Here is a 26,852-nt window from a genome sequence, read left to right on the forward strand (position 1 = left end):
GAGGCGATCCGGAGGGCGGCGGCGGCCAGTCGCCATCACCGCTGCCGGAACTGCTTCCGATAAGCGGCAGGCGACACCGAAAACGCCGCCGTGAAATGCTGTCGCAGGGACACCGTCGACCCGAACCCCGTCGCCTCGGCCACCCGGTCCACCGACAATCCGCCCGTCTCCAACAGCCGCTGCGCTGCGGCCAGCCTGTGGTTCAGCACCCATTGCGTCACCGTCGTGCCCGTCTTCAGCTTGAAGCGCCGCGTGAAATTGCGGCGGCTGAGCCCGGCCTCGCTGGCCAGGCGGTCCAGCCCCAGCGGCTCCTGCAAATGCTCGATGGCCCATTCCATCGCGACGCTTATCGGGTCGCCGCCGTCCTCCCGCGTGAGCGGTCGTTCGATGTACTGCGCCTGCCCGCCATCGCGGTGCGGCGCCATCACCATGCGGCGGGCCACCCGGTTCGCCAGCTCCGCGCCATGGTCGCAGCGCAGCAGGTGCAGGCAGCAATCGATGGCAGCGGCAGTGCCGGCCGAGGTCAGGATGTCGCCGTCGTCCACGTACAAAGCCTTGCGGTCGAGCCGGATCTGCGGGTACTTGCGGGCGAAGTCGTCGCTCCAGACCCAGTGCGTCGACGCGGGGCGGCCGTCGAGCAGACCGGCCTCGGCCAGCACGAAGGCGCCCAGGCACAGACCGATGACCCGCGCGCCGCGCGCATGTGCATCGCGCAAGGCTTGCAGCATGGTCTCGGGCGGGCGCTCGTCCGGATCGCGCCATGCCGGTACGATCACCGTGTCGGCCTCGGCCAGGGCAGAGTAATCATGCGGCACATGGATATCGAACCCTGACATGGTCGCGACCGGCCCGACCGTTTCGCCGCAGACCAGCAGGCGATAGCGCGGCGCGCCCAGGCGGGCCAGGTCGTCGCCGAACACCATGCAGGGCACGGACAGGTGGAAGGAACTGATGCCCGCGAAGGCGACGACGGCGATGGTATGCATGGCGCTCTACGCAAAAATGCGGATTTGGCCCGATCCTATCATTTATTGGTATTCGGGCCACTTTCCGGTTCCGGGCCGATGGCGGATCCTTGATGGTGTTCGCCCTCATGCGTGAACTGCACACTAAACGCCCACAGATCAAGGACCTACGATGAACCACCCGACCATCCGCGCCATCGCCGGCGCCACCGCCCCGCAGTCCATAGATCCGGCCAGCACCGCCTTGCTGGTGATCGACTTCCAGAACGAATACTTCAGCGGCAGGCTGCCCATTCCCGAAGGCCCCGCGGCCCTGCGCAACGCCGCCAAGCTCGTCGCCCACGCCGATCGGCACGGCATCCCGGTCTTCCACATCCAGCACGCCACCCCGGCCGGCAGTCCCGTCTTCGCTGACGGTAGCGCCGGCATTGAATTCCATCCCGATCTGAGCCCCGCGCCGGGCCATACGGTGCTGCGCAAGTCCACCGTCAGCGTGTTTCCCAGCACCGACATCGACCAGCGCCTCAAGGCAGCAGGCGTGCACACGCTGCTGATCACCGGTCTCATGACCCACGCTTGCGTTGCCGGCGCGGCCCGCGACGCGGTGCCGCTGGGTTATCAGGTGATCGTGGCGGCCGATGCCTGCGCCACGCGCGACCTGGATACGGGTGCGGGGGAGCAGGCTGCGTTGCCGCATGCGATGCTGCATCGCGCTGCGCTGGCGAGCATCGATGACACCTTCGGGGACATCATGACGACGAAGCGGGTGCTGGAACTGCCGCTGGCTTGATAACGGGAAGGGGTTGGGCGTGAGCCGACCTGATGCGCGCTCGTGGGCGTTTTGCTTTTGAGCGCGCCTACGGTCGCGTGGTGTCGGTCTGCTCCATCTCTGCTGAAATTGCAGGCCGGTTCCGCTTTTGATCAGCGCCGCCTGCGCACCCCGGTCCCGGCCGCTTTGACCACGCGCTCCGACGCCGCATCCACCTCATCGGAACTCATGATCCGGGTGAATTCGAAATGCATGCCATCCAGACGGCCTCTATAAAAGCCGCCCCAATAAGCGCCGAAATCCTGAGCCACCGGAACCAGCCGATAGACACAGCCGATCTCGTCCGGTGTCGCCGGGAAGGCATTCAACTTGTTCGCGCTGTAATTGATATCGAACGCGGTTGCCCAGCAATGGTTGCTCAACTCATGCGTGCTGCCGCGCTTGTAGCGCCGGCTGAAAGTGCCTTCGAAGGATTTCACATCCGGCAACAGGCCGGCTTTTTCCCAGGCGCTCCATAGCGCAGTCAGCTGATACGCCAGCTCCTTATGAAACGGCACCTTGGGCTGCCCGCCAGCAATGCCCTTCAATTGCGGCAGGGCCACCGACTGCAAGTGCTTCGCCTCCCACCCGTTGGTAATGATCAGGCGTTCCTTATTGCCTGGTTCGCCCGCCGGCTTGGCTTCGATGCGGCCGAACACGTCGTGCATCTGTTCCTGGCTGAGCGGGCTTTTGGTTTGCGCGGCGATTTCGGGATAGGAATAGCCCCAAAGCTTGGCCGCCAGGCGAGCATCGAAATCGTCCGTGGTGTCGAAGGCCAGGCCGCAACCCAAGGTCATGTTCCCCACGATCCCATCGACAGTGAGGATGCTCGCGTTCGCCTTCTTGTTGAACGCGACCTGGAAACTGCGGGTTCCCTTTTCGCTTTCCCCATCGAACTGCTTTGCCCCATGCGCGAAGTTGTGGTCCTTCAGGAACTGATTCCAGCGCTCGACCAGCAGTCCTGAATCACCCGGGTTGAATCTAGGCATGATTGTCTCCAGTGTTTTTGGTGCGTCGTCTATGCGCGGGGGCGGAGTGTCATTGCGTTGCAGGGGCGTTCAACAACCAACCGAAGACTGGATCGGCTTGCGTCAAGGGCGTCGCAGTATCGGCTGAAGACGGGGCAGCTGCCGGTGTGGATGGAGCGACCGGAGCCCCCGTCTTTACACACGACTCGATATCCAGGAGGGCCAGCTTTACCTCCTTGGCGAGTAGTTCAGCCGCCTGATAATTTTGAATGGCGACGCCTGCGACCTTCTTGCCTGAACCCTGTAGCGGTGTGCTCTGCATCTTGTAGTAACTGTTGTACGCCGCCAGTACCGCCGCAGCATCGATGGGGGCCGGCGTCAGCGTATTGAGATTCTGGCGCAGCTGCGATTGAATCTCCATCGACGCAAAATTCATGGACCGTACCAGCATGGGCAGCTTGTCGAGCGCTTCGACCAACGACGGTGGGGCGCTGTTCTGCAAGACGTACGTCACCGTGACCACACAGCCCGCCTTCTTCGCCGCCGCATCGAAAAAGCCGCGCTGAGCCTCTAAGTGATACCGCGCGGCCAATTGACTCGCGCCTGCCGCAATGCCGGCGCCAGCGGCCGTGGTGGCCACATTTCCAATCAAGCCGCCCGTGACGCCGACGACCACGCCTGCCAGCGTCCAATCGCTTTGTTCATATAGTCCAAGTTGCGCCTGATCCGCGCGGTCTTGGTATTTTTTCCGTTCTTCGATAAGGCGTTTGCCGCCGTCGGCGACGGTGGCGAAGGGCTCACGGGACTCTGGAGTGAATATCGGATAGGCGCCTGGGGGGCGGGCGGCACAGGCGGTCAATAGAACCAGTACCAGGACTGATGGCATCCCGCGGCGTACGAACGCCATTCCGTGCAATCGCGGAGCAAGAGGGGTATTACGCGTCCGGCGCCTGAGCATGTTTTTGGGTGTCGATAACTGGACCGAGCGTTTCTGACGAATGCTGGTAGCCAGCGTAGCAACGAGGCGTCGACGCGCCTAGCCATCCAAAAGCATGATGCCCAAGGCCCAGTGAACCCATCCAGGCGCGTTGCAGAGACGGGTTTCAACGCCGGTCAAGTGGTGTCAGTTTGAGGCTGCTCTTACCTCGGAAATGTGGAAGCCGCCCACGCTTCCCCTGCCGCCATCACCACTGCCGAAACTGCTTCCGATAGGCGGCAGGGCAGCGCCGGGATCGAATTCCATCCCGACGCGTCCCGCGCCGCCAAACGCTCCCTGACGCCCAGTCCGCTACACGCCGGCCTGACTCTCCGCTTCGCCGATCCGGAATACCTGCGACAGATCCCAGTCCCCCATCCCACGCTGCGCGGCATCCTGCAGCAGCCGGCGAACTTCCGGCAGCACGCGTTGGATTGTGGCGCTCGCTTCGGCGAGTTCGGCAATCGCGTCGAGATCCTTGAGCAACACGCGCACCGTACCGGTAGCATGCTCGGGCGGGGTCACCATGCGCGGCCATAAGGTTTGCAGCAGCACGGAATCGGCCCAGCCGCCTTGCAGGGCCGACGGCAGGGCGGCAGTATCGATGCCGCTGCGCTTGGCCAGCACGAAGGCTTCGGCCAAACCGGCGAGCGTGGTCGCGACGATGGCTTGATTGGCCAGCTTGGTGGTCTGGCCCGCGCCGACATCGCCCATGCGCGTGACGCGCGCGGCGTACGTGCGCAGCACGGGCGTTACCAATTCGATTGTGTCCGCCGGGCCGCCCGTCATGATGGCCAGCTTGCCGGCGGCCGCGCCGTCCGTGCCGCCCGAGACAGGAGCATCGATCCACACGCCGCCTGTTGCTGCCGTCCAGCGCTGGGCCAGGGCGCGGGTGAGTGCGGGCGACAAGGTCGAATGGTCGATGAGAGAAGAGGGCGGCGTGGCGGCGTGCGCCAGCCCGTGTTCGCCGAACACCACGTCCTCGACGGCTTTGCCGTCGCCCAGGCAAAGCAGGGCGATGTCCACGCTTGCGCCCAGCGCCCGAGGCGTGGCGCTTGCCACGGCCCCGGCATCGAGCAGGGAGCCGAGCTTCGCGCTGGAGCGGTTCCAGACAGCGACCTCATACCCAGCGGCCAACAGCCGCCGGGTCATGGGTTCGCCCATGCGGCCGATGCCGCAAAACCCGATGCGTGGCGTCTTCGTCATTGTTGACCTCCCTGGGCTGGCGTTTCCCCAAGAGATGCTTCGTAAGGCCACGTCACGGCCCCGGAATGGGTCACGGCGCCCAGCTTGGCCGGACGCACCAGCGCTTCATACTTCTCAAGCACGCCGCCCAGCCTGCCGCGCGCGAACGGCTGGCTGGCCTTCGCCCGCTGCGCAAGTTCCTCGTCGGAGAGTTCGACGTCCAGGCTTCCCTTGACCGCATCGATGTGTATGCGGTCGCCGTCGCGCAGCAGGCGTATCGGACCGCCTGCCGCGGCTTCGGGGCCGACATAGCCGATGCACATGCCGCGCGTGGCGCCCGAGAACCGGCCATCGGTCAGCAGCGCGACCTTTTCTCCCATGCCTTGCCCGTAGATCGCGGCGGTCACGCTCAGCATTTCACGCATGCCCGGGCCGCCCTTGGGCCCTTCGTTGCGTATCACCAGGACGTCGCCTTCCCGATAGGCGCTGGCGGCAACCACCGCCATGCAGTCCTCTTCCGTCTCGAAGACCCGCGCCGTGCCCGAGAACACCAGCTGCCTGAGGCCGGCGGTCTTCAGCGCGGCGCCGTCCGGGGCCAGATTGCCGCGCAGGACCACCAGCCCCGCGTTGGGCGAGAGCGGCTCGTCATGCGGCTTGACCACGCGGCCGTCGGGGCCGGGGAAGGCGCGCAGCGCCGTTTCCAGCGTTTCGCCGCTTTGGGTGAGCGTGTCGCCGTGTATATGCCCGCCCGCAAGCAGCGCGTTGAGCACCGCCGGCACGCCGCCGACATGATGCAGGTCCACGGCAAGATAGCGTCCGCCCGGCTGCATGTCGCCGATCAGCGGAGTGCGCGCCAGCACTTCGGAGACGTCATCGAGCGTGAAGGTGATGCCTGCCTCGTGCGCGATGGCCGGGATGTGCAGCATGGCATTGGTCGACCCCCCGGTGGCGGCGACGGCCGCGCAGGCGTTCTCCAAGCTCTTGCGGGTAACCAGGTCGCGCGGCAGCGGCCCGCCGTTGCGCAGTGCGCGCATGACGTTTGCACCGGCGCGGCGGGCAATCGCGATGCGTTCGCTGTAGACGGCCGGCACCATCGCCGAGCCCAGCGGGGCCAACCCCAGCACTTCAGCGACCATCGCCATGGTGTTGGCCGTGAATTGCCCCGGGCAGGATCCAGCGGTCGGCGTGCAACGCTTTTCTATGCCGCGCAGCGTTTCGGCCGACATATCGCCGCGCTGCGCCGCGCCTACGGCCTCGATGGCCGTCAGGATCGTGGCCTGGGAGCCGTCCGGGGCCACGCCCGGCAACATCGCGCCGCCGAACAGGAACACGCCGGGGACATTCACGCGCACCATGCCCATCAGGATGCCGGGCAGGGTCTTGTCGCAACCGGCCACGCCGACCAGCGCGTCGTAGCAGTGGGCGCGCACGAACAACTCGACGCTGTCGGCGATGGTCTCGCGCGACACCAGCGAGAAGCGCATGCCCGAGTGATTCATCGACGTGCCGTCGGAGACCGAGATCGCCGAGCCGCGTATCGGCACGCCGCCGCCCGCCGCGACCCCGAGTCGGACGTTGTCCGAGATCTGGTTCAGCGACATGGAACAGGGCGTGTTCTCGCCGTACGTGTCGACGATGGCGACGAACGGCTTGTCGATGGCCTCGTCGTCCAGGCCCGTGGCGCGCAGGAAAGCGCGGTGCGGCGCGCGCGTCACGCCCTCGGTGACCGTGCGGGAGCGGTGTTTGTGCAGATCTTTCATGGATGGAGTTCCTAGTATCAGTATCGGAGGAGGCTCAGGTGTTGAGCATCAAGCCGTTTTCCAGGGCCAGCACCTGGCCGGTCATCGCCGGCGCTCGGGCGGCGATGAACCAGGCCAGTTCCGCGACTTCCGACGGCTGCGACACCCGCTTGAGCGGCGCGTTCTCGCGCATGCCGTCGACCACGCGGGCGTAGGCCTCGTCGCCGAGCACGCGCCGCAGCAGGCCGTCGTCGACCATGCCCGGGGCGATGGCATTCACGCGGACCTGCGGGGCGAGACTGCGCGCGAGCGACAGCGTCAGCGAATTGACCGCGCCCTTGGAGGCCGCATAGGCGATGGACGATCCGGTGCCATTCAGGGATGCCAGCGAAGAAATATTGATGACGCAGCCAGACGCCGCGCCTGCCGGACGCTCGCGCAACAGGGGAGCCGCGGCGCGCGTCATCTGGAACATGCCGATGAGATTCACGCGATAGACGCGTTCGAACTCGCCGGCGTCGATCGCTTCCAGGTCGCCGTGCGGAATCACGCGGGTCGTGCCCGCGCTGTTCACGACTGCGTCCAGCCGTCCCCACCGCGCCGCGACGGCATCGACCATGCCGCGGCAGGCAGCGTCGTCGCCCACGTCGGCATCCACGACGATGGCCTGGGCGCCGGCCTCGCCGCACTGCGCGGCCACCGCCTCGGCCGCCGCCCGGGTGCCGTCGTCGAAATTGTTGATGGCCACCGCCCAGCCTTCACGCGCGAAACGCAGGGCCGTGGCGGCCCCGATGCCGCTGGCCGCGCCGGTCACCAGGCAGACGGGCACGCTCATGCCTGACCCCGCTTCGTGCGCAGCGACAGCGCGATGAAGGCGCCGCCGACCAGCGCGCAGGCCAACAGAATCATGCCGGGCAGCAGCTGTCCCGTGGTGTCCTTGAGAAAGCCGATGACATAGGGACTCACGAAACCGGCCAGGTTGCCGACCGAATTGATCAGCGCGATGGCCGCCGCAGCGCCCGCGCCGCTCAACATCGCCGTGGGGATACCCCAGAAGACCGGCGCGATCGAATTGATGCCGATGGCGGCGACGATGAGGGCGGCCATCGACCACCACAGGTGCTCGGCAAGCAGCACCGAAACCAGCATGCCGACGGCGCCCAGCACACAGCACACGGCAACGTGGATGCGGCGCTCGTTCGTGCGGTCCGCATGGCGCGCGATGAGTATCATCGCCACCGCGCTGACCAGCGACGGCACCGCCGACAGCAGGCCGATACTGCCCAGGTTGGCCACGCCCGCGGCCCGTATCATCGTCGGCAGCCAGAACACCAGGCCGTAGTTGCCCATGGCGATACAGAAATAGAGCAGGCCGAGCAGCCACACTTTGCGGTCGCCGAACACCTGTCGCACGCTATGGCGGGCCCGGGTGCTGTCGTCGGCGGCCAGATCCTGCGCCAGCAGGCGCTTCTCGTCCGCGTTCAGCCACTTCACCGTCTCGATCCGGTCCTGCAGCATGAAGAAGGCGGCAATCCCGACCAGCAGCGACCCGATACCTTCGACCAGGAACAGCCACTGCCAGCCCGCAAGGTCATGCATGCCGCCGAACCGCTCCATGATCCAGCCGGAAAGCGGACCGCCGATGGCGCCCGACACCGGAATGGCCACCATGAACAGGGCGATGATCTGCGAGCGGCGGCTCGACGGGAACCAGGTCGACAGATACAGCACGATGCCCGGGAAGAAGCCGGCTTCGGCCACCCCCAGCAGGAAACGCAGCAGATAGAACGACAGCGGTCCTTGCGCGAACATCGTCAGCGACGAAATGATCGACCACGTGACCATGATGCGCGCGATCCAGATGCGCGCGCCCACGCGATGCAGGATCAGATTGCTGGGCACCTCGAAGATGAAGTAGCCCAGAAAGAAAATGCCGGCCCCCAAGCCATAGACCGTTTCCGACATCGACAGGTCGGCCAGCATTTGCAGCTTGGCGAAGCTCACGTTCACGCGGTCGATGTACGCGACGATGAACGACAGGAACAGGAACGGCATGATGCGCCAGGCCAGCTTGCGGTACAGCGCGTCTAGCTGCGCAGGATTCCGCGTGGCCTGCGCGCCGGCATAGGCCGGCGCGCCGCCGGAAAGGGACGTGCTCATGGGTGTTGTCTCCGTGGGTGTGTGCCATGGGGCACATCGAGTTATTCGGCAGCCTGCGCATTCGGTTATGCGTTTGGCATCGGCGCGGGATCCATCGTTGTTCCCGGCCATTCATCGATGCTTCACGAAAAAGCCTGCACTACAGTGCTGTCCGTTCGAAGGGTACGGGCTGCCCGTTACTCGCGGCAAATCACACTTTGCGCATTCGGCATTACCATTTGGTTATGATTGGCGGCTTGCGCCAAGATGCGATGGCGACCCACTCACCTGTCTTTCCAATCTCGCCATGTCCGCCAGCACGCCGTCCGACAACTCGATAGAACGTTTTTTCCGCAGCGGCCTGAAGCTTGGGCATCTGCGCATCCTGGTGGCGCTGGGCGAGCTGCGCCAGGTGACGCGGGTGGCCGCCGCGTTTCACGTCACGCAGCCTGCCATCTCCAAGCAGATCGCGGAGATCGAGGAGGCGCTGGCCACGCCGGTCGTGCGCCGCGTGGGCAACGCCATCGAATTGACGCGCATAGGCCGCGTGCTGGTCGAACGCGGGCGCGAGATCCTGCGCCAGATCGAACTGGCGCGGCGCGACGTCAAGGCGCTGGCCTCTGGCACGGCGGGCCACGTCAGATTCGGCGCCGTGGTGACGATCCCCCAACCCCTGATCGCGCATGCCGTCGAACTGTTCACGCGGCGCGCGCCAAACGCCTCGTTCTCGTTCGTCGAAGCCACGCTCGATCGCCTGCTCAAGATGATGGACGAAGGCAACCTCGACCTGGCCCTGGGACGCAACCGCGTGACCGGATATCTGCCGGTGATGCGCCACGAGTCACTGCATCACGAGCCGTTCGTGTTCGTGGTGGGTACGCGCCACCCATTGGGCGGCCCCGACACCCCCGTGGCCTGGGGCGACCTGCAGGACGTGCGCTGGATCACGCCGATGCAGGGTTCGCCCGCTTTTGCGACCATGGTTGAGATCCTGGCCGAACATGGCGTGACCCTGTTGCGCCCGACCATCGAATCCAGTTCCTTGGCGCTGAACCTGTCCTTGCTGCGCGACGGGGGCTACGTCTCGATCCTGCCGCTGTCGCTCGCGCGCCGCTACGTGCAGCGCGGAACGATGCGGATGCTGCCGCTGCCGCCGCTGGGCCCCTTGGGCGAGGCCATCCTGTACTGGCGCGAAGACACTACGACATCCACCACGCAGCTATTCGCCGAGTGTTTGCGGGAGTCGTCGGCGGAATTGATCGATCCCGCCGGCGCCTAGCGGACAGTCATCTTATTTCGGCCCGGACCCGGCCCGCTCCACATAGATCGGGCTGGAGTAGATGAAGAAGCCGTCCTCGGTCGTGATGCGCAGGTACACCGCATTGTCGGAGCCTGTGTGCAGCGGCACGCGCACCCGGGCCTGCATCCGTTGCACCGGGTTCTCGTCTGGCAGGCGATAGACCTGAAGCCGGCGCCGGATGCCGCCGTTTTCGACGACTACCGGCTCCAGTCCGATCTGGTCGACGGGGATCTCGGTACGCACGACCGGCGTGTCGATTTTCAGCACGCCGGCGCGCGGATTGCTCAGCCGCACGTCGATGCCGCTGTAGCCGCCGGTGGTCAGTGAGCGCCAGCTCAGCATGTCGGGGCGGGGTTGTGCCAGGGTCTTGTCCAGGTTCCAGAAATTGATCGGTAGCGGATCCACGAAGGTGTTGCCCTCGAGGGTCGCGCTACCGTCCCAGACCGTCTGGCGGCCGCGCCCGCGGTACTCGGACCCTTCCCAGACAACGCGTATCCGGCTGCCTAGCGCGGCCTCGTCGTAGGGGTACAGCGTCTGCACCACGTCCATGCGGTTGCGGACTTCCACGCGCTCGATGGCGCCATGGGTCAGGACCTCGAAGGACAGTTCCAGCGAGTCGCCGTCGTACGACAGGATGGCGCCCATATCGGCCTGCGTGACGGGCTCGTGCGTGACGGGGGCGCCCAGCTTGGGATCGTCGGAATAGCGCTGCGCCGGGCTATCGAAATGCGCTTGCACGTCCAGGTAGGCGCGGCATCCGGTGGTGGCGTAATGGCGGCGCTGGCGCAGGCACTCGGCGATCGACTGGCGAGTCAGCTGGTCGGCAATCAGACAGCTCAGGCCGCCATACGCGCCAAACATCGATGCGCCAGGATGGCTGGCGCCATGCCGGCCCTTGTGTCCGTCGCTGTTGGCCAGGATGCCCACGCGGTAGCCCAGCCGGAAGGCATCCTCCAGCAGCCATTCGAAGGTGCCCCAGTCGGAGTGGATCTCGATGGAGCGCTCCAGCCGCGCGTCATGGGCCCGCGTAATGTCGGCGTAGCGCCCGCCTATGTGCGCGAACACCACCACGTCCTCGTCCTTCAACGCGTCGAACAGCGCATCGGCGTCGTTGGCGTCCAGCGCCAGGTCCGACAGATCGTCGATCAGCGCGTGCGAGGAGCGATGGATGGGGCGGCCTTCCTTCAGGTACAGCACGTTGCGGTCGCCGCCCAAACCGGTGTTGCCCGACCATTCATAGCCGGGAAAGATGATGAACGATCCATCCTGGTTGTATTGCGCGGTCAGCTGGTTCAACTGTTCCCAGAACGGCGTGGTGATCTGGAAGTCATTGCCCTGGTGGCTCATGACGTCCAGAAAGGCGCGGTCGCGCGCGAACAGGATCAGGTCCTCGGCGGAATTGGTGCCTATGGTTTCCTCGGACTGCCCGTGCAGGTCGGCCCAGTAGTGCCCGCGTGTGCCGCCGCCGGCCGCGACGACGCGGCAGGGCGTGCTTTGCGCCACGGGCAGGCCGTCGCGCAGCACCTCGATGCGCAGCTCGCCGGGCGCTTCGGCCACCAACCCCTCAAGCCGCGCCGCAAACTCGCCCTCGCGCATCGAGAACGTGGCGGGCAGGCCGCGCAGCGGCAGGCTGCTGCGCAGGGTGAACTCGCCCGCTACCTGATCGCTGGGGTTGCCCCATTTGTCTTCGCCCTTGAAACCCAGGCTGAAGGGCTCGCCCGCCACCGCCTGGCTAGGCAGGATGGCCTTGTAGGCGACTGGCGGCCCGGCCACCACGGCGATAGTCGGCGAGTGTTGAAGCTCGGTGTAGTTATAGGTGGCGAAGGCGTCCACCAGCACCTTGAATTCGAACGTAGGCTCGCTGAACGTCTGCACCCGCATGCCGGGCGAGCCCTGCCGCGTATCGCCGAAGCGCACCACGATGCGATCGCCTTCCTCCAGGTAGCCGCGTACCACCCGGATGAATAGTGTCTTGTCCCAGGGCCGGATATTGCGCTTGCCGTCGTACTCGACCTGCAACACCGCACCGTTGGAAGCCTCGACCGTGGTGTAGTTCCAGCCGTCCGGCTGATCGAACTGCGGCTTGCCCATGTCGCTGGCGAAGCGGTGCACGATCTTGATCGATCCGGTGTCGTCGATGCCGAAATAGCCCGCGGTGTACGTCAGCGTGAACGACGCGAAGCTGCCCGCTTCGAAGCGGCCGGTAGGTTCGACGATGGCCGATCCCATGCGGTCGGCGGCGTAGGAAGAGTGGGGCATCGCGGTTCCTGGCGGGTTAGGGAAATCCCATCTTAGGGACCGCACATCCATATAGCTATAGTATGCAAACTATTCCATCATGACGTCGCTACATGACCGAGCCGATCGAATCCGTCTCCTTGCGCCAGTTGCGCGCGCTGGTCGCTATCGGTGAAACGGCCAGCTTCACGGCCGCCGGCGAACGCCTGGGCCTGTCGCAACCCTCGGTCAGCCACTTGATCCGCCGCTTGGAGGCCGAAGTCGGCCAGCCGCTGGTGGTGCGCGGCCGCGAGGTCTCCTTGACCCGCGACGGCCAGGCCATGGTCGACGCGGCGCGGCGCGCCATCCTGGCCATAGATAGTTCCATCCAGGAGTGCCGCGAGCACTCCGACCTGAAGCGGGGCAAAGTCATGGTCGCCGTGGGCCACGTCAGCGCGGCCACCTTGTTGCCGCACATCCTGATGGAGTTCCGCCAGCGCCACCCCCAACTGGACCTGATCGTGGTCGATTGCATGGTGCAGCAGATCCGCACGCGCCTGCTCTCGCACGAGGCCGATGTCGGCCTGGGCGCGGTCATGCAGGACGACGACTCCCGCATCATGGTGGAACAGCTTTCGGACAGCGGCGTCGCGCTGTTCGCGCGCATGGATCATCCCCTGGCCAGGCTGGACCAGGTCGACGCCAAGGTGCTGGCCGAATTGCCCTGTATCCAGCTGAATCCCGAAGCGCCCGCCTGGCTCAACATCAGCCGCCGCTTGATCGCCGCGAACATCTATCCGCGCGTCGAACAGCGCGTCGTCCTGCTGTCCACGGCCATCGGCCTGATACAGGCCGGCATGGGCGTGGCCATGCTGCCGCAGATCGCGCGCGGGCAGATGCCCGCCGGCATCAAGGGCATCGCCTTGCGCAACCCGGCGCTGGAATGGCCGATCTCCATCGCGCGCCTGGCCAACTACCCACTGTCTCCCGCAGCTCAGGCCTTCGTCGCCGTGGTCCGTTCCGTCTCCCAGCGCCTGCGCCGCGACGCCGCCATGCCGTGATGGCATGACGCTATAGCACCCCGCCTATTTTTCGGGGTTGCCTCCTCCGATACGCTGCTTGGCATCATGCAAGCCCGCATGGTTTCCATAGCTCGCGCCAGCGCGGAGGCATCATGAAAACACTACAAGGGGTTCTACTGGGGGCTGTACTGGCCTGTGCGTCGCTTGTCGCGACGCCAGCCGAGGCGGCGCCGTTTCCCGATCGTCCCATCACGCTGGTCGTGCCCCTTGCGGCGGGCAGCACGGCCGATATCCTGGCGCGGTCCATCCAGCCCGGCCTTAGCCAGCAACTGGGGCAAACCGTCGTCGTCGAGAACAAGCCCGGCGGCGGCGGCCAGATCGCCATGAGCTACGTCGCCAAGGCCTCGCCCGATGGCTATACGCTGGTGCTGGGCTCCAACAATACCTGGGCCATCAATCTGGGACTGTTCTCGAAGCTGTCCTACGACCCGACCAAGGACTTCGTGCCGGTCGCCTATCTGGCGGGCGGCTCCAATGTGCTGGTCGTGCCGTCCGACAGCCCGTACCGCTCCGTGCCCGAACTGGTCTCGGCCCTGAAAGCTCAACCGGGCAAACTGATGTACTCGTCCGGCGGCAACGGCACCACGCACCACCTCTCGGCCGAACTGCTGCTGTCGATCACCGGCACCCAGGCCGCGCACATTCCCTATCGCGGCGCCCCGCAAGGCGTGGCCGCCGTCATGGCGCATGAGGTCGCCTTCGCCTTCTACAACATGCCCAGCGTGTCCGGCCTGGTCAAGGAAGGCAAGCTGCGCGCCCTGGCGGTCACGGGCGAGGCCCGATCCCCCTTGCTGCCAGACGTGCCGACCATGATGGAAGAGGGCGTGCCGGGCTACGTGATCACCGTCGACCTCGGCCTGATGGCCCCCGCCGGCACGCCGCCGGACGTCGTGGCAAAACTCAACGCCGCGGCGCGCAAAGTCATGGACAGCGCCGAACAGCGCCAGCGGCTGCAGGACTTGGGGTATGAAATCTTCCACGACGGGCCGCCCAGTGGCTTGGCGGCATTTATCCAGGCGGATATCGCCAAATGGGTGCCGCTGGTGCAGCGGTCGGGGGCGAAAGTGGATTAAGCGTGCGCACTGCCTGATTCCTTTGCCTGCCTAAAAGCGCGGGACGCCAGCTTACAATTCGCCGGCCCCAGCAACCTCAGCAGAGTGAGTCCCGCCCATGTCCGAACACCACCAGTTTCTGTGCCCCCGCGACATGCATTTGCCACCGCCTGATTGGCGGGCGCTGGAAATCAAACTGCTGGAAGGTGGATATGTGATGGAACCGCGCGGTGACGGTGTTCCGTATCGCGCGCTGTTGAACCTGAGCTTCGACCTGGCCAGCTTGAACGAAGGCTCGTACCAGTATCAAGAAGGCCTGCGCACCACGGGTGACGTGATCGCCATGTACGTGGGGGCGGGGTATCTGCCGGCGGAGATACCGATACGCCATAACGACACGATGGAAGAGGCCATGGCGTTGCTGGCTGAGCACGGTATTACGCCGGGGGACCGGTATGCGGATAACGAGAGCAGCGACTGGAATAGTCCGCAGTACTGCCTAGGGCTGGCGGCGCGTGCCTATCTGACTGACGATACGCGGGCTTCCTATGATGCAGATCCCAAGAATTTTCCGTTGATGCTGCTGGCTTATGACGGACCTGAGCCACATGTGGCGGTGGGGGAGAATCTCTCCGAGCCTAGCTTGCCGGGGTCAGATGAACTGCTGGAATCCATGCCGCCGTTTGACTCGCATGTTGATTTCATTGGAGCGGCTTACGAGGATCCGGCGGCGCAATGGCATTGCGCGGAGGATGGGCGCGATTACCGGATACTGGAGCTGGACTGGCAATACAGCTTGGCGATGGGGTTTCGGATGGTGCGGACGGAATGGCTGGATGACGGCAGTGCGAGGGGGCTGGCCAGGTTGATCGAGGGGCTGACCGGGCAGGTTATGATTTGCAGCCATCGGCATTTGTGAATGCGGGGTAGGGGTAGGCGCTGGCTGCTATTCCCTTGTTCTCGTTAGAAATAAATCAACGGTGCGAACGAGAGGTGTCGCTACGGCTGTTCCAGCGGCCACACTTCAACGACCCCGTGCGCGACGGCGCAGGGCGTTTGCGACACCATTGCTATAGCCTCGGCCATGTCGGCGGCTTCGATGATGGCAAAGCCAGCCACTGGCAAGAGTGATTTCATGAATGGGCCGGGCTTTGTTTCAACCCGAGCGGCCTCGTGGTTGCGTACTTGTACGGGCTTGCCTGCAATGCCCATCAATACACCGTCGTTCTGCAGTTTTGCGTCGTGCGCATGCGCTGCGTTTCGGATGGTCACCGGGGTTCGATCGTAGCCCTCTTGATCGCCATATCCGATGGTCACGAACTTTGGCATGGATTGTCTCCTTTATTCGGATGGGATGCGGGTGCATTGGTAATATCAATGCAGATAGTAGTCTGGCACCATCGATGTGATAGGGGCGCTCGGTGTTGCACGTTATCCCTCGGTTAAACCTCGCCGATCATCTATCAGCCAATGTCTACTTGACAGGGCGCTCATGACTTGGCGTGCCTAGATCTTTTAGTCTATAGACTTTTTCCTCTGTTTGTTCTACGAAGAGTCATTGCCGGATCCAACCGAATACCGGATGGGTGTTCCAAGTATCCAGAGCAAAGCGCAAAGACTTAGCACTTACAGGGAGGTGCAATGGACAAGCCTGAGGAAGTCTATTTCTTTCTATCGCCCGAGGTGCATCGTTATCTCGCAGACAATGATATTAATACCTCGTGGCTTCTAAAACAGACCGGGAAAAAAATAGCAATTCGTCTTGGTGAAAATCCGGCGCCTGATATCCGCGGAGAGAAGGAGCCCGCAACGATATTGCTCGCGTCTGCGGCCGTGATTGCCGCAGCGACCCCGATACTGCGCGAGGTCCTACGAACATTTGCGGGAAGGGATCCCGTAATACGTGAACGACGGTTGGTGCCAGTTGCAGACAGTTCAGGTGAATTAGTTCGTGACGCCAACGGTCAACCGGTTCTGCAATGGGTGGACGAGATAAAAGGGCTAATTCCAGAAAGCCCGATTCAATCGGGCGGGATCAAGGGATTCGGGATTGAGATCTCGTTTGGAGATAAATAATGGTGCGTCGCGCATTCGTGTTTGGCTCAAATGGACCTTCCGAATCCGGGAGGCTACAGTATGCGCGTGATGATGCGAAACAGATGGCAGAAGTTTTGAGAAGTCACCGATGTGGTTTCGAGGTAAAAGAACCTCAAGCGCTTGAAGATCCGTCAGATATCGAAAAATCTATCAATGAAATTGCAGAGTCTTGCTCTGACGAGGATACTTTTATAATTTTCTTTTCTGGGCACGGATTTGTGGAAGGGGCTGCTCTGTGGTTAATGCTGGATAAAACAACAATTCAGCGTCCTTTGAGAACTGCACTTCATGCTGATTCAATAGTTAAGGCGATGAAATTCTGTTCGGCCAGGCACAAGATCTTGATCTTGGACTGCTGTCATGCGGGCATGGTTTTCTCGGAGAGTAGGTTTAAGAACGACGTCGGTACCCGCATGGAGAACGTTCTTGGACAATCTAACATTGAAACTGGTGAGGCAGGATCTTCTTTTATCGCTATCGTTGCCAGTGATAGGCTCGAGCGAGCGAGGGAATTTGACGCATTAAGGGGGAGCTTTCTTACGAGATGCATATGCGATGCGCTGGGCTCATCGTTTGACATCGCTGATCGAGACAGAGATGGTGCGATAGATCTTGCTGATTTGAGGGCTTGGTTTAACGATCGAGCGCACGCTCATAATGTAAAAAGCCCGAACGCGCGCGTCCCGGTGCCGTTTGTCTTTGGTCGGGAACGAGGGAGGCTTTTTTTTACTCGCGGACCAGAGAAATGGCTTATGTCAGAATTTTCGGCAGTTAATGGAATGGATTTTATTGTGTTGCCTTTTTTGGCGAGCAAGAATTCAGTATGGGCTCTAGGCAAAACACCCGTAACTAATTCCCAGTACCACCGATTTGTTAAAGAAAATAGATATGAAGAACCGGTTGGTCAGCATTTTTTCGAGAAAGGGAGAAAGAGCGCATGGGCGGGGCCGTTTCGTCCTTGGGAGGAGGAAGGGTTTTTTCATCCCGATCAGCCTGTGGTTTGCGTAAATCTAAAAGATGCGTTGGCTTTCACCTTATGGGTCAACAAAATAGACAATAGGTTATCCCAACAGTTAGCTCCCACGGATGTCTGGGATTTTGCTGCTTTTGGTGCTCCGAGACCTTCATATGAAAGAGAAAAATGGATGGGCTTGAAGGTACACGATAAAAGCCCAGCCCCTGCTTTGGTCTCAGGAGGTCACGGTAGAGTGAATCAATATGGATTGATTGACCTTTTCGGGAATGTGTGGGAGTGGACCCTTTTAGGACACCATGAGCTTTTATCGCGCGTCGCAATGCTGGGTCGATCCAGCGATGAAGAAGACTGGCGCGAACGAAATCAGCAGATTCGAGGCGGCGGGTTTCTAGACGATTTGGCAATAATTGACCCCGTGCTTTCGGCATCGGCCATGAAGGACGGTATTTGGACTAAGCACTCTGATTTGGGATTTCGGTTAGCGGCGGAAATTGCGCTTGACCATCTTCCCTCGGATGTGGTGAGTCGGCTTTCATCGGCATCGAAGATGCCGCGCGAGCGTCCTTTTCGACGTTTGCCAAAGGCAGCTTAAAGTCGTTCATTTTTGAAAAAATGGTGCCAAACTAAAAATTGTCTAGTTACATTGTGGTCTGACACCATTTTAAAGCACGAGAGCACGGAGAAACGTGCAGTAAGCATCGAGTGGCGCGACCTATGAGGGAGAGGGGCTTGCGTGCGCTGCATGTGGAAAAAGTATCGGACTAAACTTTCGTTATCTTACGGCCGGGAAATTGTAGTCTGACACCTTTATTATCCGATTCCTCTGCCTGGGGAAATGCGCGGGGCGCCGGCTTACAATTCGCCGGCCCCAGCCACCTCAGCAGAGCGAGTCCCGCCCATGTCCGAACACCACCAGTTTCTGTGCCCCCGCGACATGCATTTGCCGCCGCCTGATTGGCGGGCGCTGGAAACCAAACTGCTGGAAGGGGGATACGTGATGGAACCGCGCGGCGACGGCATTCCGTATCGCGCGCTGTTGAATCTGAGCTTCGACCTGGCCAGTCTGAACGAAGGGTCGTACCAGTATCAAGAAGGCCTGCGCACCACGGGTGACGTGATCGCCATGTACGTGGGGGCGGGGTATCTGCCGGCGGATATGCCGATACGCCACAACGACACGATGGAAGAGGCCATGGCGTTGCTGGCTGAGCACGGTATTACGCCGGGGGACCGGTATGCGGATAACGAAAGCAGCGACTGGAACAGCCCGCAGTACTGCCTGGGGCCGGCGGCTCGTGCCTATCTGACCGACGACACGCGGGCTTCCTATGATGCAGACCCCAAGAATTTTCCGTTGATGCTGCTGGCTTATGACGGGCCTGAGCCGCATGTGGCGGTGGGGGAGAATCTGTCCGAGCCTAGCTTGCCGGGGTCAGATGAACTGCTGGAATTCATGCCGCCGTTTGACTCGCATGTTGATTTTATTGGGGCGGCTTATGAGGATCCGGCGGCGCAATGGCATTGCGCGGAGAATGGGCGCGATTACCGGATATTGGAGCTGGATTGGCAGTACAGCTTGGCGATGGGGTTTCGGATGGTGCGGATGGAATGGCTGGACGACGGCAGCGCACGGGGACTGGCTAAGTTGATCGGGGATCTGACCGGGCAGGCTATGGTTTGCAGCCATCGGCATTTGTGAATGCGGAGTAGGGGAGAGGCGCTGGGCTGTTATTCCCTTGTTGTTGCGAGACGTAAACCTGCGGTGCCGATGAGAGGTGTCGCTACGGCTGTTCCAGCGGCCACACTTCAACAACCCCGTGTGCGACGGCGCAGGGTGTTTGCGACACCATCGCTACAGCTTCGGCCATGTCGGCAGCTTCGATGATGGCGAAGCCGGCCACTGGTAAGGGAGATTTCATGAATGGGCCGGGCGTTGTTTCAACCCGAGCGGCCTCGTGGTTGCGTACTTGTACGGGCTTGCCTGCAATGCCCATCAATACACCGTCGTTCTGCAGTTTTGCGTCGTGCGCATGCGCTGCGTTTCGGATGGCCTGTGGGGTGCGATCGTAACCCTCTTGGTCGCCATATCCGATGGTTACGAACTTTGGCATGGGTTACCCCCTTTGTGCGTGCGAGAAATGGTGTTTGACTGCAATCTGGCGAGAGAATTGTAGTCTGACACCATTTTTTGCAGAGTCGAAAGAAGGGTAGGCAGGGGCATGAGGGGAGTTTTGACGAGCGGACTGGTGCCGTTTCGATGGGAGCATTGGGAAGTGTAGCGGCGAGGAATAGGTGGATTGAATTGCCGCCTTTGAGCCCAGACCAATGGACGACGTGAGTGAGAGTTGTGACTGAAGAGAGAAGGGGGCGCAGCTCTGTTGCCAGCGGCGCCCTAGCTCCGTCGGAGTGATCGATAGTCCGCTTTTGCTACAGAGGATTTTTAACCAAATATGTGACAGAATAAAAGAAAAATTACGGAAAGAAACTATGCGTCCCATCCTGCCGGCCTGTATAGCGTTCAGAGCAATTGAGTGCAGCACCACCGTATCGGCCGAAAATTACGGCGTTGTAGCATCTATTGTTCGAACTCGCAGTGTGGGGAAGCGGGGGAGAGCGGCGGCTCCTTCCATTTTCGCGCGCCCGTACCTAGTTGCGGGACAAGGTCGAACTGGAACAATACGTCGGTTCCGGGAATGCGTGAGCCGAGAGGGTGCCGGTGTCGCGCTACATCAGAGATCAATGCTTGATTTTTCGGCCAGTAACAACTGGCCCGCGCAAGGAAATCTCAATCCATATCTGACTTCTTATTGAGTCTCTTATCATGAATCAGTCTGCGAATTCGCCGCCATATGTAGGGGTAATGGAGCTTTTTGAGGCGACCCCCGTGCGTGAATTTGGTGGTGATGCTTCTTGTTTAAGAATAGGAATATCTGGGCGAGACATAAATTTAGTGGATAACGGGGCCTTGTCTGAGGTCGTTGCTATCCAGCGATTGATTACGTTATCGCATATATATTCAGAGATAGTTTTTGAATGGGAGGCGGTGGCCGCTGAGACATTTTTTTCCTCTCCCGCAATTTTTCCGGTTCTATCAATATCGCTGTGCTTAGAGAATTCTAGCCATAAGGTGGTGAATCGGAAAACTAAAGAGCTTGATGATGGCAATGCGCTGGCAAGTGCGGCAAGAAAAAGTCTGCTCACGTATCGTCTAAAGATTGACTCATTTATGGACTGCCAGATTTTGCTTTGTGCCGATTCTCTAGGTCGAGGGGCCCACCCGGATCTCTATACAAAAAATGGAGTTCTAAACGATACAGATGGCATGGAGGCACTAGTAGAAGACTTGCTAGTACATCATCTCGCCACCGGTACTGAGCAATCATCCACCTATAAGCTTAGAGAAGCTTTAGGCGTTATTGTTTCTGAGCTTTTTGAGAATACTGAGCTGCACGGGAAAAGAAATATTGGCGGCGGGCTACTTGCTAAAAATTCTCTGCGGGGAATGATTATAAAAAGGGTGGAAAAAAAGGCTAAATCTCGATCGCCTGGTGGGCAGTTAAGAGAAATCCCTTTGCAATATCTCGAGATATCGATTTTTGACTCTGGCATAGGGTTCTACTCCTCGTTTACTCGAAATCGGCTCGATCCATCCGTTTTGTTAGACGATGAATGGGATGTCATGCACCATTGCCTGCAACGGCACCATAACAAGAAAATGCCTGATTACCGGCTCGAGCATAGAGGGATGGGATTGTACGAAGTGTTGCGTGCGTTGATGTCTGCTAAAGGCCTGATAGAAATTCGCTCTGGACGAACCTACGCATATCGAACATTTCTCGAAGGAGATATGAGAATTCAGTTGGAATCTAGAGATTCGGATGCGCGTCCCGGCATGCCGAAACCGGTTCTCTTGGACGCTGATCGAAAATTCGTAACCATACCGACTGAGCACGAGCAGTTGGTAGGCTCTGCGGTGCGCGTCCTATTTCCTTTGAAATGATTAATAAGATGCGCGCCGTTCAATTATTCTCTCCGTCCCGTGAAAACAGCCCAAATGGTGGTGCATGTTTGCTCGTATATGCCGAGCCGAATATTCAAGATGCAGGGATTAGTAGTGATATTCGGGAAATTTATAATAACCGTCCTGGTACTTCCCATATCTATATTCTTGCGCCATTTTGCGAGCCAGAGGCTCTTGTGTCTAGTTTGCTAGAAGGCACAAGTCTTTCACGAGCAAGGCCCTACATTCAGCAAAACGGCAGCTTTAATGTTCTGAGTCTCAATGTCTCTGCAGATAAACTGCAGGTTGTAGCAACGCGACTTGGTTGGATGGATGATTCTGTCATAAAGCACTCGCCTACCCTTGTGGATGGGGCGCTGATAAATGCATGGTTATTTGATCTATTTGACCGAAATGATGGGAAAGTAACCGCGCCGCTAGGAGTGCATTTTCGCAAAGGGTCCGGCAAACACACCAACGAGTTTCTGCGTACCGCGAATGTTCTATTGTCGTCTCACGCGTGTGGTGCACTAGCTTTTTTTTCCCTTGCTCAGTTGGGTCATCGACCACCTCGACAGATCTTGGTTGACACTGCTCCACTTATATCAATCGCTCAGGCTATGTTCCAAATCGCATCGGCATATGGGCTATGGACTCAGTCGGTGCCGATAAAATCATTTAGTTCATATGGGGGGCTCGAATCTTTACCCCGACAATCTCAAAGTGACCTTGCATTGGTGTCGGCTTCCACTTCAGGGGCGTTGGCGGAAAGGCTGGTTGAACGCGGAATGGCCCGGAGAAACGTAGTGACGCTGTTTTATTTGGCATCGGATGCCGAGTCGACGATGCCAAACGGAACTGTATGCAATCTGACACATCAAGCAGGCCAGAGCTTCGGTTATCTTTCAATTAAAAATTTTAATTCTCAAAATTGTCCATTGTGCGCAGAGGGATACATTCTTGCAGAGTTGGAGGGCGATCAATTCCTATTTCAAAAGCGCGAGACAATTCGCATAAAAATAAAGAAGACTTCGCAAGGGCAATTGGCCCGTACCACTGTCGAGAAATTAGCGCGAAAGGGGCTATTTGAAATCGTTCTGCAACCAAATTCTGGTGAGTCGAGTTCTCTGTGCGTCGCGGGAAACAAGTTGATTATTGAAGATGAAATTCGACCGCATTTGATACGGCAGATCCGGCGGTTTGGTCCATCTCCATTGAAGTATGTTGTATTAGACGATATTTCTGAAAAAGAAGCTAAATCGCTGTTGCAAGAGGCAGGGGTTTATTACAAGGAAAGTGAGGTCGCCTTTATAGCGTGGGAGAATTTGGCCAATGCAACGTTGGTCGAGGAGGGTGGTGCAATTGTTCTATTTGGGCTTTTGCATGACCATGCGAGGGCGCGCCAAATTAACGCTACGCTTCGGCGCATCGTTCCTAAGGGCTCCGTAACCTATATTTCTGCATTAACTATTGCAGAGAGTCCAGACGATCTTGCTGATCTGAAAATATTTCTCGAATATGGAGAACATGGTCGAGATACGTTTGTCTTCCGTTCTGTCTTCGAATTGGCATATCCATCGAGTCAGTCTCCGTCTGCATGGGATGCGGAGCGTGGATTGCTTGCTGAAATCTGCGCGGAGCCAAAAGCACCAAAAGAACTGCGGGTGCGCCTAGATATTCTGAATGCTACCCCTGCGGCGTCGACGACTCTGTTCCTATCTCGTCCCGAGGTCCAACTGGCAATAAACAATGACTTCGTTTATTTGGACACTGGGCTGAGTCGGGAAAAAATATCTCAGGCGGATATTGGATTTGTCGTTGCCAGTATTTTGACTAGCGCGCGCTATCGAGATCGTGCGATTCATAGTGGTAGGGGAAAAGATGGAAGCTTTCGGGCCGATTCTTCCTTATATGGGCAGGCTCTTATATGTCCTGAGAATTTTAGAAATTACAATGATCCAATTTTGCGCGCGGCTCTTCTGAGATTTGCTAGACCGACTGAACTCCGATATGCGGCGGACGAAGTATGTAGCGGGGAAATGCTGGAAATCATTTTCGATGAGATCGCAGCATGGGGGCGTAATGCTGGCGACGCTTTGCCGGAATTCTTGCTATCTCTGGCTTGCGCGCGTCTTTCATTGGACGAGCGGCACATGGCGGCATTGAAGCGGGAGCTTGATCTCACTAGTTTTCCAGACTATATGAGGGCCCTCATAGATAGAATATCGTTCTAAATCGGTAAGATGCAGCCGTTGATGCGGATCCTGTTATTCTTGTCGGAGGTATTATTTTTATTCCAGCGACTTTCAACGCTCAAGGACGGCGTGATGGTCTGCAATTCGGTATCGCAAAATGGTAATTCAATTTCACGATTGAAATAATATATTATTTGGTGATTTTATCCGCGATAGCGTGATCTGATAATTTAATTTCGCACGCTACCAATTTAAAGGAATCTTCGTGGTCGAAGTTGTTGCACCCAAGATCGCAGATATATCAAGCATTAAAGGTGTCAGTGCATTACTTGCATTGCCGATGCTTTGTGTTGCTTATTTTCTCCAGACTGGTGCCGCGATTTCTTGGGACGACTCAATTTGGTTTGGTCTGGGTGAGGGCCTACCGCCCGAGGTGGAGCTTCGAAGATTGATTGTAATCTTCGTGCTCAAGTCTGTATGGGCATCGTTCTTTGGAGTTGTCGGCTACGCCGTTCTTACCATGATCCATATCCACGTCGACTTTCCGGTAATACAGCTAACGTCGGTTGTTCTTATTGCATTCGCATTGTTTGGAATATTCTGTTCAGAGCTATTTGATCAATTGAAATTGATTGCGCCGTTTTGGTTTTACGGTCTCGTTGTTTGGGGTGTTTTTCTCTCAAGTATGAAGGAGCAGCTTAATGCTGAGCGTCGTAAGATCGAAGAGGGAAAAATAGATAAAATAAAATAAAGGTGTCAGACTACAATTTAACTGGCTAAATTTTAGCCTGACACCTTTTTTAAACCGCTGCTTGTGCAGTGCCTCGATGCCTGCCTGACGCCGCAGTCTTGCGACGCGATGCTTGCCGCACACCACACCGCCGGCGTTAAGCGTCCGCCAGGTCTTCTCTGCGCCATGCGCTTGCGGGCAAGTTTGATGGGTCCGCTCGATGGCCGCGAGCAGCTTGACGTTCTCTTGCTGCTTTGCCGAGGGTTCACGACGTTGCCAGTCGAAATATCCGCTGCGGCTGACGTGCAACGCCCAGCATAGCCGAGCGACTCGAAACAGCTGCTGATGAGCCTGCACAAAGGAGTGCCTCACAGCAATTCCCGCACAAAGCACGCTGCCGCTTGGTATCGTCCGGCTTGCCCTCGGAGTTGGATTTATCCATGGGAAACCTCCTTAAAGTACTGCCTGCTTTTACGAGTGTCCGGAAAACCAGGGTTGGCCCAGACTGACACCTTTTTTAATTTACTACGGTAAACTCCTAAAACTCTGATAAGCGAAATCAGTAGTGCTGTGAATACAACCTATTCTCCTCCTTTTAAAGGGGGGAATATAGTCCCTGTCAGTCCATTACATCCAACGTAGATCGCACAAATGGCCGCCGCATCCTCTACTCTTGCGAAGGGAAACTCACTTGAGCACCGCATATTTGAGCTGTTCAAGGCAGAGATTGAAGCTGATAGGTTCTGGGCGAAAAAGGAATGTTGTAAGATTTTCTGGAAGAAGGGCTATTTTTCGAGGGATCGGGGAACCGATATTATCTTTGACGTCGCAATTGAGGTGTATCTTCCCGGTGCGCAAAATTATTCCTGCCTTGTGTTGATCGAGTGCAAGAACTACCAACATTCAGTTCCGGTTGACGATGTGGAGGAGTTCTTTGCAAAGGTCCAGCAGGTTGCAGCTGCCAAGGGTAACGCCGTTATTGCATCCACCGCTGCCTTTCAATCTGGCGCACGCGAGTTTGCGAAGTCAAAAGGCATCGGCCTTATGCGCTACTTTGGTCCAGAAGACTTCAAGTGGGAACTCAAACGCTCTCTCTCAGCCTCCTCACAAACCACGGCGCCCGAGGCCTCCGAGTTGATAGGCTCTGCGCTCTCGGCTGACTCCTTTCAAAGCCAAGCGTTCGACCTCTATTTGCAGTCCCCGATACGCGATACGAACTCCTTATGGGATTTCTTCGAAGATTTGGTGCTTGATTCTGTGCTCACTCAAGACGACGTTTGTCGAGTGGCGAACCGGCGGAGCAAGCTGAGTAACCGAGTTCCTTTCTATGACAAGGACGAGCTGGAGAGTCTAGCAACCGATATCCTGGTCACTCTAAACTATTCTCGAGGAGAGGTAGATCTCAACTTGTTGTGTGAGCGCGAGGCAGCCCGCTCCGGTTTGAAGGTGCAAAGAGATGTTCCTTCTCCCAACTCGACCGCGAATCCCCCTGTTCTCGGTCGAATAACTTTTGATCCTCCCGTCATCCAAGTGTACGCAGTAGGTTCTCCTCATCGTGCACGGGACCGGTTCACTCTCGCACACGAGCTTTCCCATCACCTGCTGAATCATGGACGCTTTCTTGTTCGGGAGTCGTGCGATGACAAGGATTTTGCGCTGCAGCGTTCCATCGCGTTCGAGGGGGCTGATGTTGCACGCATGGAGTTCCAAGCGAACTTTCTAGCGGCGAGCTTGTTGATGCCCCGGGATAACGTAACGGACGACTTTCGCCGCTCTGTACGAGGACTTGAGATTCCCAATCGAGGTTTTGGACAACTCTATGTCGACAACCAACCTTGCAATCTGCAACATTTCGATGCAGTAACTAGCGGGCTCATGCAAAGATACGGCGTTTCCCGATCGGCCGTGAAAATTCGGTTGGAATCGCTAGGACTGTTGAGGGATGCAAGAGACCTGCTCGGGCACAGATCAGTGCAATCTATTTTGGCGGGCTTGCTTGGCTGATAGCAAACGCGGCGCTCTCCGGCGTGACACGATTTTACTGAACGGTCGAAATTGGCGGTTGGTGCACGCGCAGGCGCGGATGAGGTGTCAGACTACAATTTCGCCTCCCGCATGCAGTCAATCGTCGCCCGGCACACTTTTCCGAAGATTGGGCTCATCAAGATTCGACCCCACAAGTTCCGCCATGTGATCGCATAGGCTTTCAATTCCTCCGATCAAATTGGACATAATCCAAGCATCCAGCGGTTGCCCGCCACTAGCCTCAGGCTCATTCGCGCCGTTCCCCACAATTCGAGCAATAGCCCAAATCGCAGCGCAAGCCCGCTCCATTTTCCGAAAGTCTGTATTGACCCAGCAGAACCTGCTCAGGTTAAGCGGCTAATGCAAATGTCTCAGCCGGGGTCTTCATACCAAGCGCC

The 26,852-nt window shown here is 59.1% G+C and carries 23 protein-coding genes; 12 read left to right on the top strand and 11 right to left on the bottom strand.

The window, feature by feature from the left end; translation table 11 throughout:
* Positions 1 to 35 precede the first annotated feature (35 nt).
* Positions 36 to 986 (bottom strand): GlxA family transcriptional regulator, encoded by a 951-nt coding sequence (locus tag AC3WOB_RS24610; RefSeq protein WP_492276454.1) that lies wholly within the window; start codon positions 984 to 986, stop codon positions 36 to 38.
* A 151-nt stretch (positions 987 to 1,137) separates the two neighbouring features.
* On the opposite strand from AC3WOB_RS24610, the gene AC3WOB_RS24615 reads away from it, so the two are divergent.
* Positions 1,138 to 1,755 carry a cysteine hydrolase family protein gene (locus tag AC3WOB_RS24615; protein ID WP_492276455.1) on the top strand — a complete coding sequence of 206 codons (618 nt, stop codon included), beginning with the start codon at positions 1,138 to 1,140 and terminating at the stop codon, positions 1,753 to 1,755.
* 131 nt (positions 1,756 to 1,886) lie between these two features.
* Here the strand turns inward: AC3WOB_RS24615 and AC3WOB_RS24620 are convergent, their stop codons facing one another.
* From AC3WOB_RS24620 to AC3WOB_RS24645, 6 genes are all read right to left on the bottom strand, one after another.
* Positions 1,887 to 2,762 (bottom strand): M15 family metallopeptidase, encoded by an 876-nt coding sequence (locus AC3WOB_RS24620; RefSeq protein ID WP_013394426.1) that lies wholly within the window; start codon positions 2,760 to 2,762, stop codon positions 1,887 to 1,889.
* A 49-nt stretch (positions 2,763 to 2,811) separates the two neighbouring features.
* Complete coding sequence (locus AC3WOB_RS24625) at positions 2,812 to 3,627, bottom strand: hypothetical protein (RefSeq protein ID WP_148260612.1); 816 nt, start codon at positions 3,625 to 3,627, stop codon at positions 2,812 to 2,814.
* A 402-nt stretch (positions 3,628 to 4,029) separates the two neighbouring features.
* Positions 4,030 to 4,923, bottom strand: coding sequence for an NAD(P)-dependent oxidoreductase (locus AC3WOB_RS24630; protein ID WP_492276456.1), 894 nt, complete (start codon positions 4,921 to 4,923; stop codon positions 4,030 to 4,032).
* Positions 4,920 to 6,662, bottom strand: a complete 1,743-nt coding sequence (gene ilvD / locus AC3WOB_RS24635) for a dihydroxy-acid dehydratase (RefSeq protein WP_492276457.1) — start codon at positions 6,660 to 6,662, stop codon at positions 4,920 to 4,922. The genes AC3WOB_RS24630 and ilvD overlap by 4 nt, the downstream gene beginning before the upstream one ends.
* 34 nt (positions 6,663 to 6,696) lie before the next feature.
* The gene (locus AC3WOB_RS24640; protein ID WP_492276458.1) at positions 6,697 to 7,476 is read right to left on the bottom strand and encodes an SDR family NAD(P)-dependent oxidoreductase; all 780 of its coding nucleotides are present in this window, start codon (positions 7,474 to 7,476) and stop codon (positions 6,697 to 6,699) included.
* Entirely contained in the window at positions 7,473 to 8,801 is a 1,329-nt protein-coding gene (locus tag AC3WOB_RS24645) for an MFS transporter (RefSeq protein ID WP_492276459.1), read from the bottom strand. Before AC3WOB_RS24645 ends, AC3WOB_RS24640 begins: the two co-directional genes overlap by 4 nt.
* Before the next feature lie 286 nt (positions 8,802 to 9,087).
* Here AC3WOB_RS24645 and AC3WOB_RS24650 point away from each other — a divergent pair, with 286 nt between their 5' ends.
* A complete protein-coding gene (locus AC3WOB_RS24650) occupies positions 9,088 to 10,059 on the top strand; it encodes a LysR family transcriptional regulator (protein ID WP_207464206.1) in 972 nt (323 codons plus the stop codon).
* A gap of 12 nt (positions 10,060 to 10,071) precedes the next feature.
* Here the strand turns inward: AC3WOB_RS24650 and AC3WOB_RS24655 are convergent, their stop codons facing one another.
* Positions 10,072 to 12,339, bottom strand: coding sequence for a DUF3604 domain-containing protein (locus AC3WOB_RS24655; protein WP_492276460.1), 2,268 nt, complete (start codon positions 12,337 to 12,339; stop codon positions 10,072 to 10,074).
* Positions 12,340 to 12,431: 92 nt separating this feature from the next.
* Between AC3WOB_RS24655 and AC3WOB_RS24660 the strand changes: the two genes are divergently transcribed.
* The 3 genes from AC3WOB_RS24660 to AC3WOB_RS24670 all read left to right on the top strand — a co-directional run bounded on the left by AC3WOB_RS24660 (position 12,432) and on the right by AC3WOB_RS24670 (position 15,350).
* Positions 12,432 to 13,358: a LysR family transcriptional regulator gene (locus tag AC3WOB_RS24660; RefSeq protein ID WP_059373274.1), complete on the top strand. Its 927-nt coding sequence runs from the start codon at positions 12,432 to 12,434 to the stop codon at positions 13,356 to 13,358.
* 113 nt (positions 13,359 to 13,471) lie between these two features.
* Entirely contained in the window at positions 13,472 to 14,452 is a 981-nt protein-coding gene (locus tag AC3WOB_RS24665) for a Bug family tripartite tricarboxylate transporter substrate binding protein (RefSeq protein WP_492276461.1), read from the top strand.
* A 97-nt stretch (positions 14,453 to 14,549) separates the two neighbouring features.
* Positions 14,550 to 15,350 (top strand): hypothetical protein, encoded by an 801-nt coding sequence (locus tag AC3WOB_RS24670; protein ID WP_492276462.1) that lies wholly within the window; start codon positions 14,550 to 14,552, stop codon positions 15,348 to 15,350.
* Between the two features lie 80 nt (positions 15,351 to 15,430).
* Here AC3WOB_RS24670 and AC3WOB_RS24675 read toward each other — a convergent pair whose 3' ends face one another.
* Entirely contained in the window at positions 15,431 to 15,760 is a 330-nt protein-coding gene (locus tag AC3WOB_RS24675; protein WP_492276463.1) for a YciI family protein, read from the bottom strand.
* A gap of 312 nt (positions 15,761 to 16,072) precedes the next feature.
* On the opposite strand from AC3WOB_RS24675, the gene AC3WOB_RS24680 reads away from it, so the two are divergent.
* From AC3WOB_RS24680 to AC3WOB_RS24690, 3 genes are all read left to right on the top strand, one after another.
* Positions 16,073 to 16,507 (top strand): hypothetical protein, encoded by a 435-nt coding sequence (locus tag AC3WOB_RS24680; RefSeq protein ID WP_492276464.1) that lies wholly within the window; start codon positions 16,073 to 16,075, stop codon positions 16,505 to 16,507.
* Complete coding sequence (locus tag AC3WOB_RS24685; protein WP_492276465.1) at positions 16,507 to 18,096, top strand: SUMF1/EgtB/PvdO family nonheme iron enzyme; 1,590 nt, start codon at positions 16,507 to 16,509, stop codon at positions 18,094 to 18,096. Before AC3WOB_RS24680 ends, AC3WOB_RS24685 begins: the two co-directional genes overlap by 1 nt.
* A gap of 306 nt (positions 18,097 to 18,402) precedes the next feature.
* Positions 18,403 to 19,203: a hypothetical protein gene (locus tag AC3WOB_RS24690; protein ID WP_492276466.1), complete on the top strand. Its 801-nt coding sequence runs from the start codon at positions 18,403 to 18,405 to the stop codon at positions 19,201 to 19,203.
* Between the two features lie 82 nt (positions 19,204 to 19,285).
* Here AC3WOB_RS24690 and AC3WOB_RS24695 read toward each other — a convergent pair whose 3' ends face one another.
* Positions 19,286 to 19,615, bottom strand: coding sequence for a YciI family protein (locus tag AC3WOB_RS24695; protein WP_492276467.1), 330 nt, complete (start codon positions 19,613 to 19,615; stop codon positions 19,286 to 19,288).
* A 710-nt stretch (positions 19,616 to 20,325) separates the two neighbouring features.
* Between AC3WOB_RS24695 and AC3WOB_RS24700 the strand changes: the two genes are divergently transcribed.
* The 3 genes from AC3WOB_RS24700 to AC3WOB_RS24710 all read left to right on the top strand — a co-directional run bounded on the left by AC3WOB_RS24700 (position 20,326) and on the right by AC3WOB_RS24710 (position 24,450).
* The gene (locus tag AC3WOB_RS24700) at positions 20,326 to 21,504 is read left to right on the top strand and encodes a hypothetical protein (RefSeq protein ID WP_492276468.1); all 1,179 of its coding nucleotides are present in this window, start codon (positions 20,326 to 20,328) and stop codon (positions 21,502 to 21,504) included.
* Between the two features lie 8 nt (positions 21,505 to 21,512).
* Positions 21,513 to 23,738 (top strand): hypothetical protein, encoded by a 2,226-nt coding sequence (locus AC3WOB_RS24705; protein ID WP_492276469.1) that lies wholly within the window; start codon positions 21,513 to 21,515, stop codon positions 23,736 to 23,738.
* 226 nt (positions 23,739 to 23,964) lie between these two features.
* Positions 23,965 to 24,450 (top strand): hypothetical protein, encoded by a 486-nt coding sequence (locus AC3WOB_RS24710; RefSeq protein ID WP_492276470.1) that lies wholly within the window; start codon positions 23,965 to 23,967, stop codon positions 24,448 to 24,450.
* Here AC3WOB_RS24710 and AC3WOB_RS24715 read toward each other — a convergent pair.
* Positions 24,379 to 24,822 (bottom strand): IS3 family transposase, encoded by a 444-nt coding sequence (locus AC3WOB_RS24715; protein WP_492276471.1) that lies wholly within the window; start codon positions 24,820 to 24,822, stop codon positions 24,379 to 24,381. The genes AC3WOB_RS24710 and AC3WOB_RS24715 overlap by 72 nt on opposite strands.
* 258 nt (positions 24,823 to 25,080) lie before the next feature.
* Here AC3WOB_RS24715 and AC3WOB_RS24720 point away from each other — a divergent pair, with 258 nt between their 5' ends.
* On the top strand, positions 25,081 to 26,433 hold the full coding sequence (locus tag AC3WOB_RS24720) for an ImmA/IrrE family metallo-endopeptidase (RefSeq protein WP_492276472.1): 1,353 nt from the start codon (positions 25,081 to 25,083) through the stop codon (positions 26,431 to 26,433).
* Positions 26,434 to 26,852: the final 419 nt, after the last annotated feature.

This window comes from Achromobacter sp. FW305-C-30-7, from assembly GCF_058783105.1.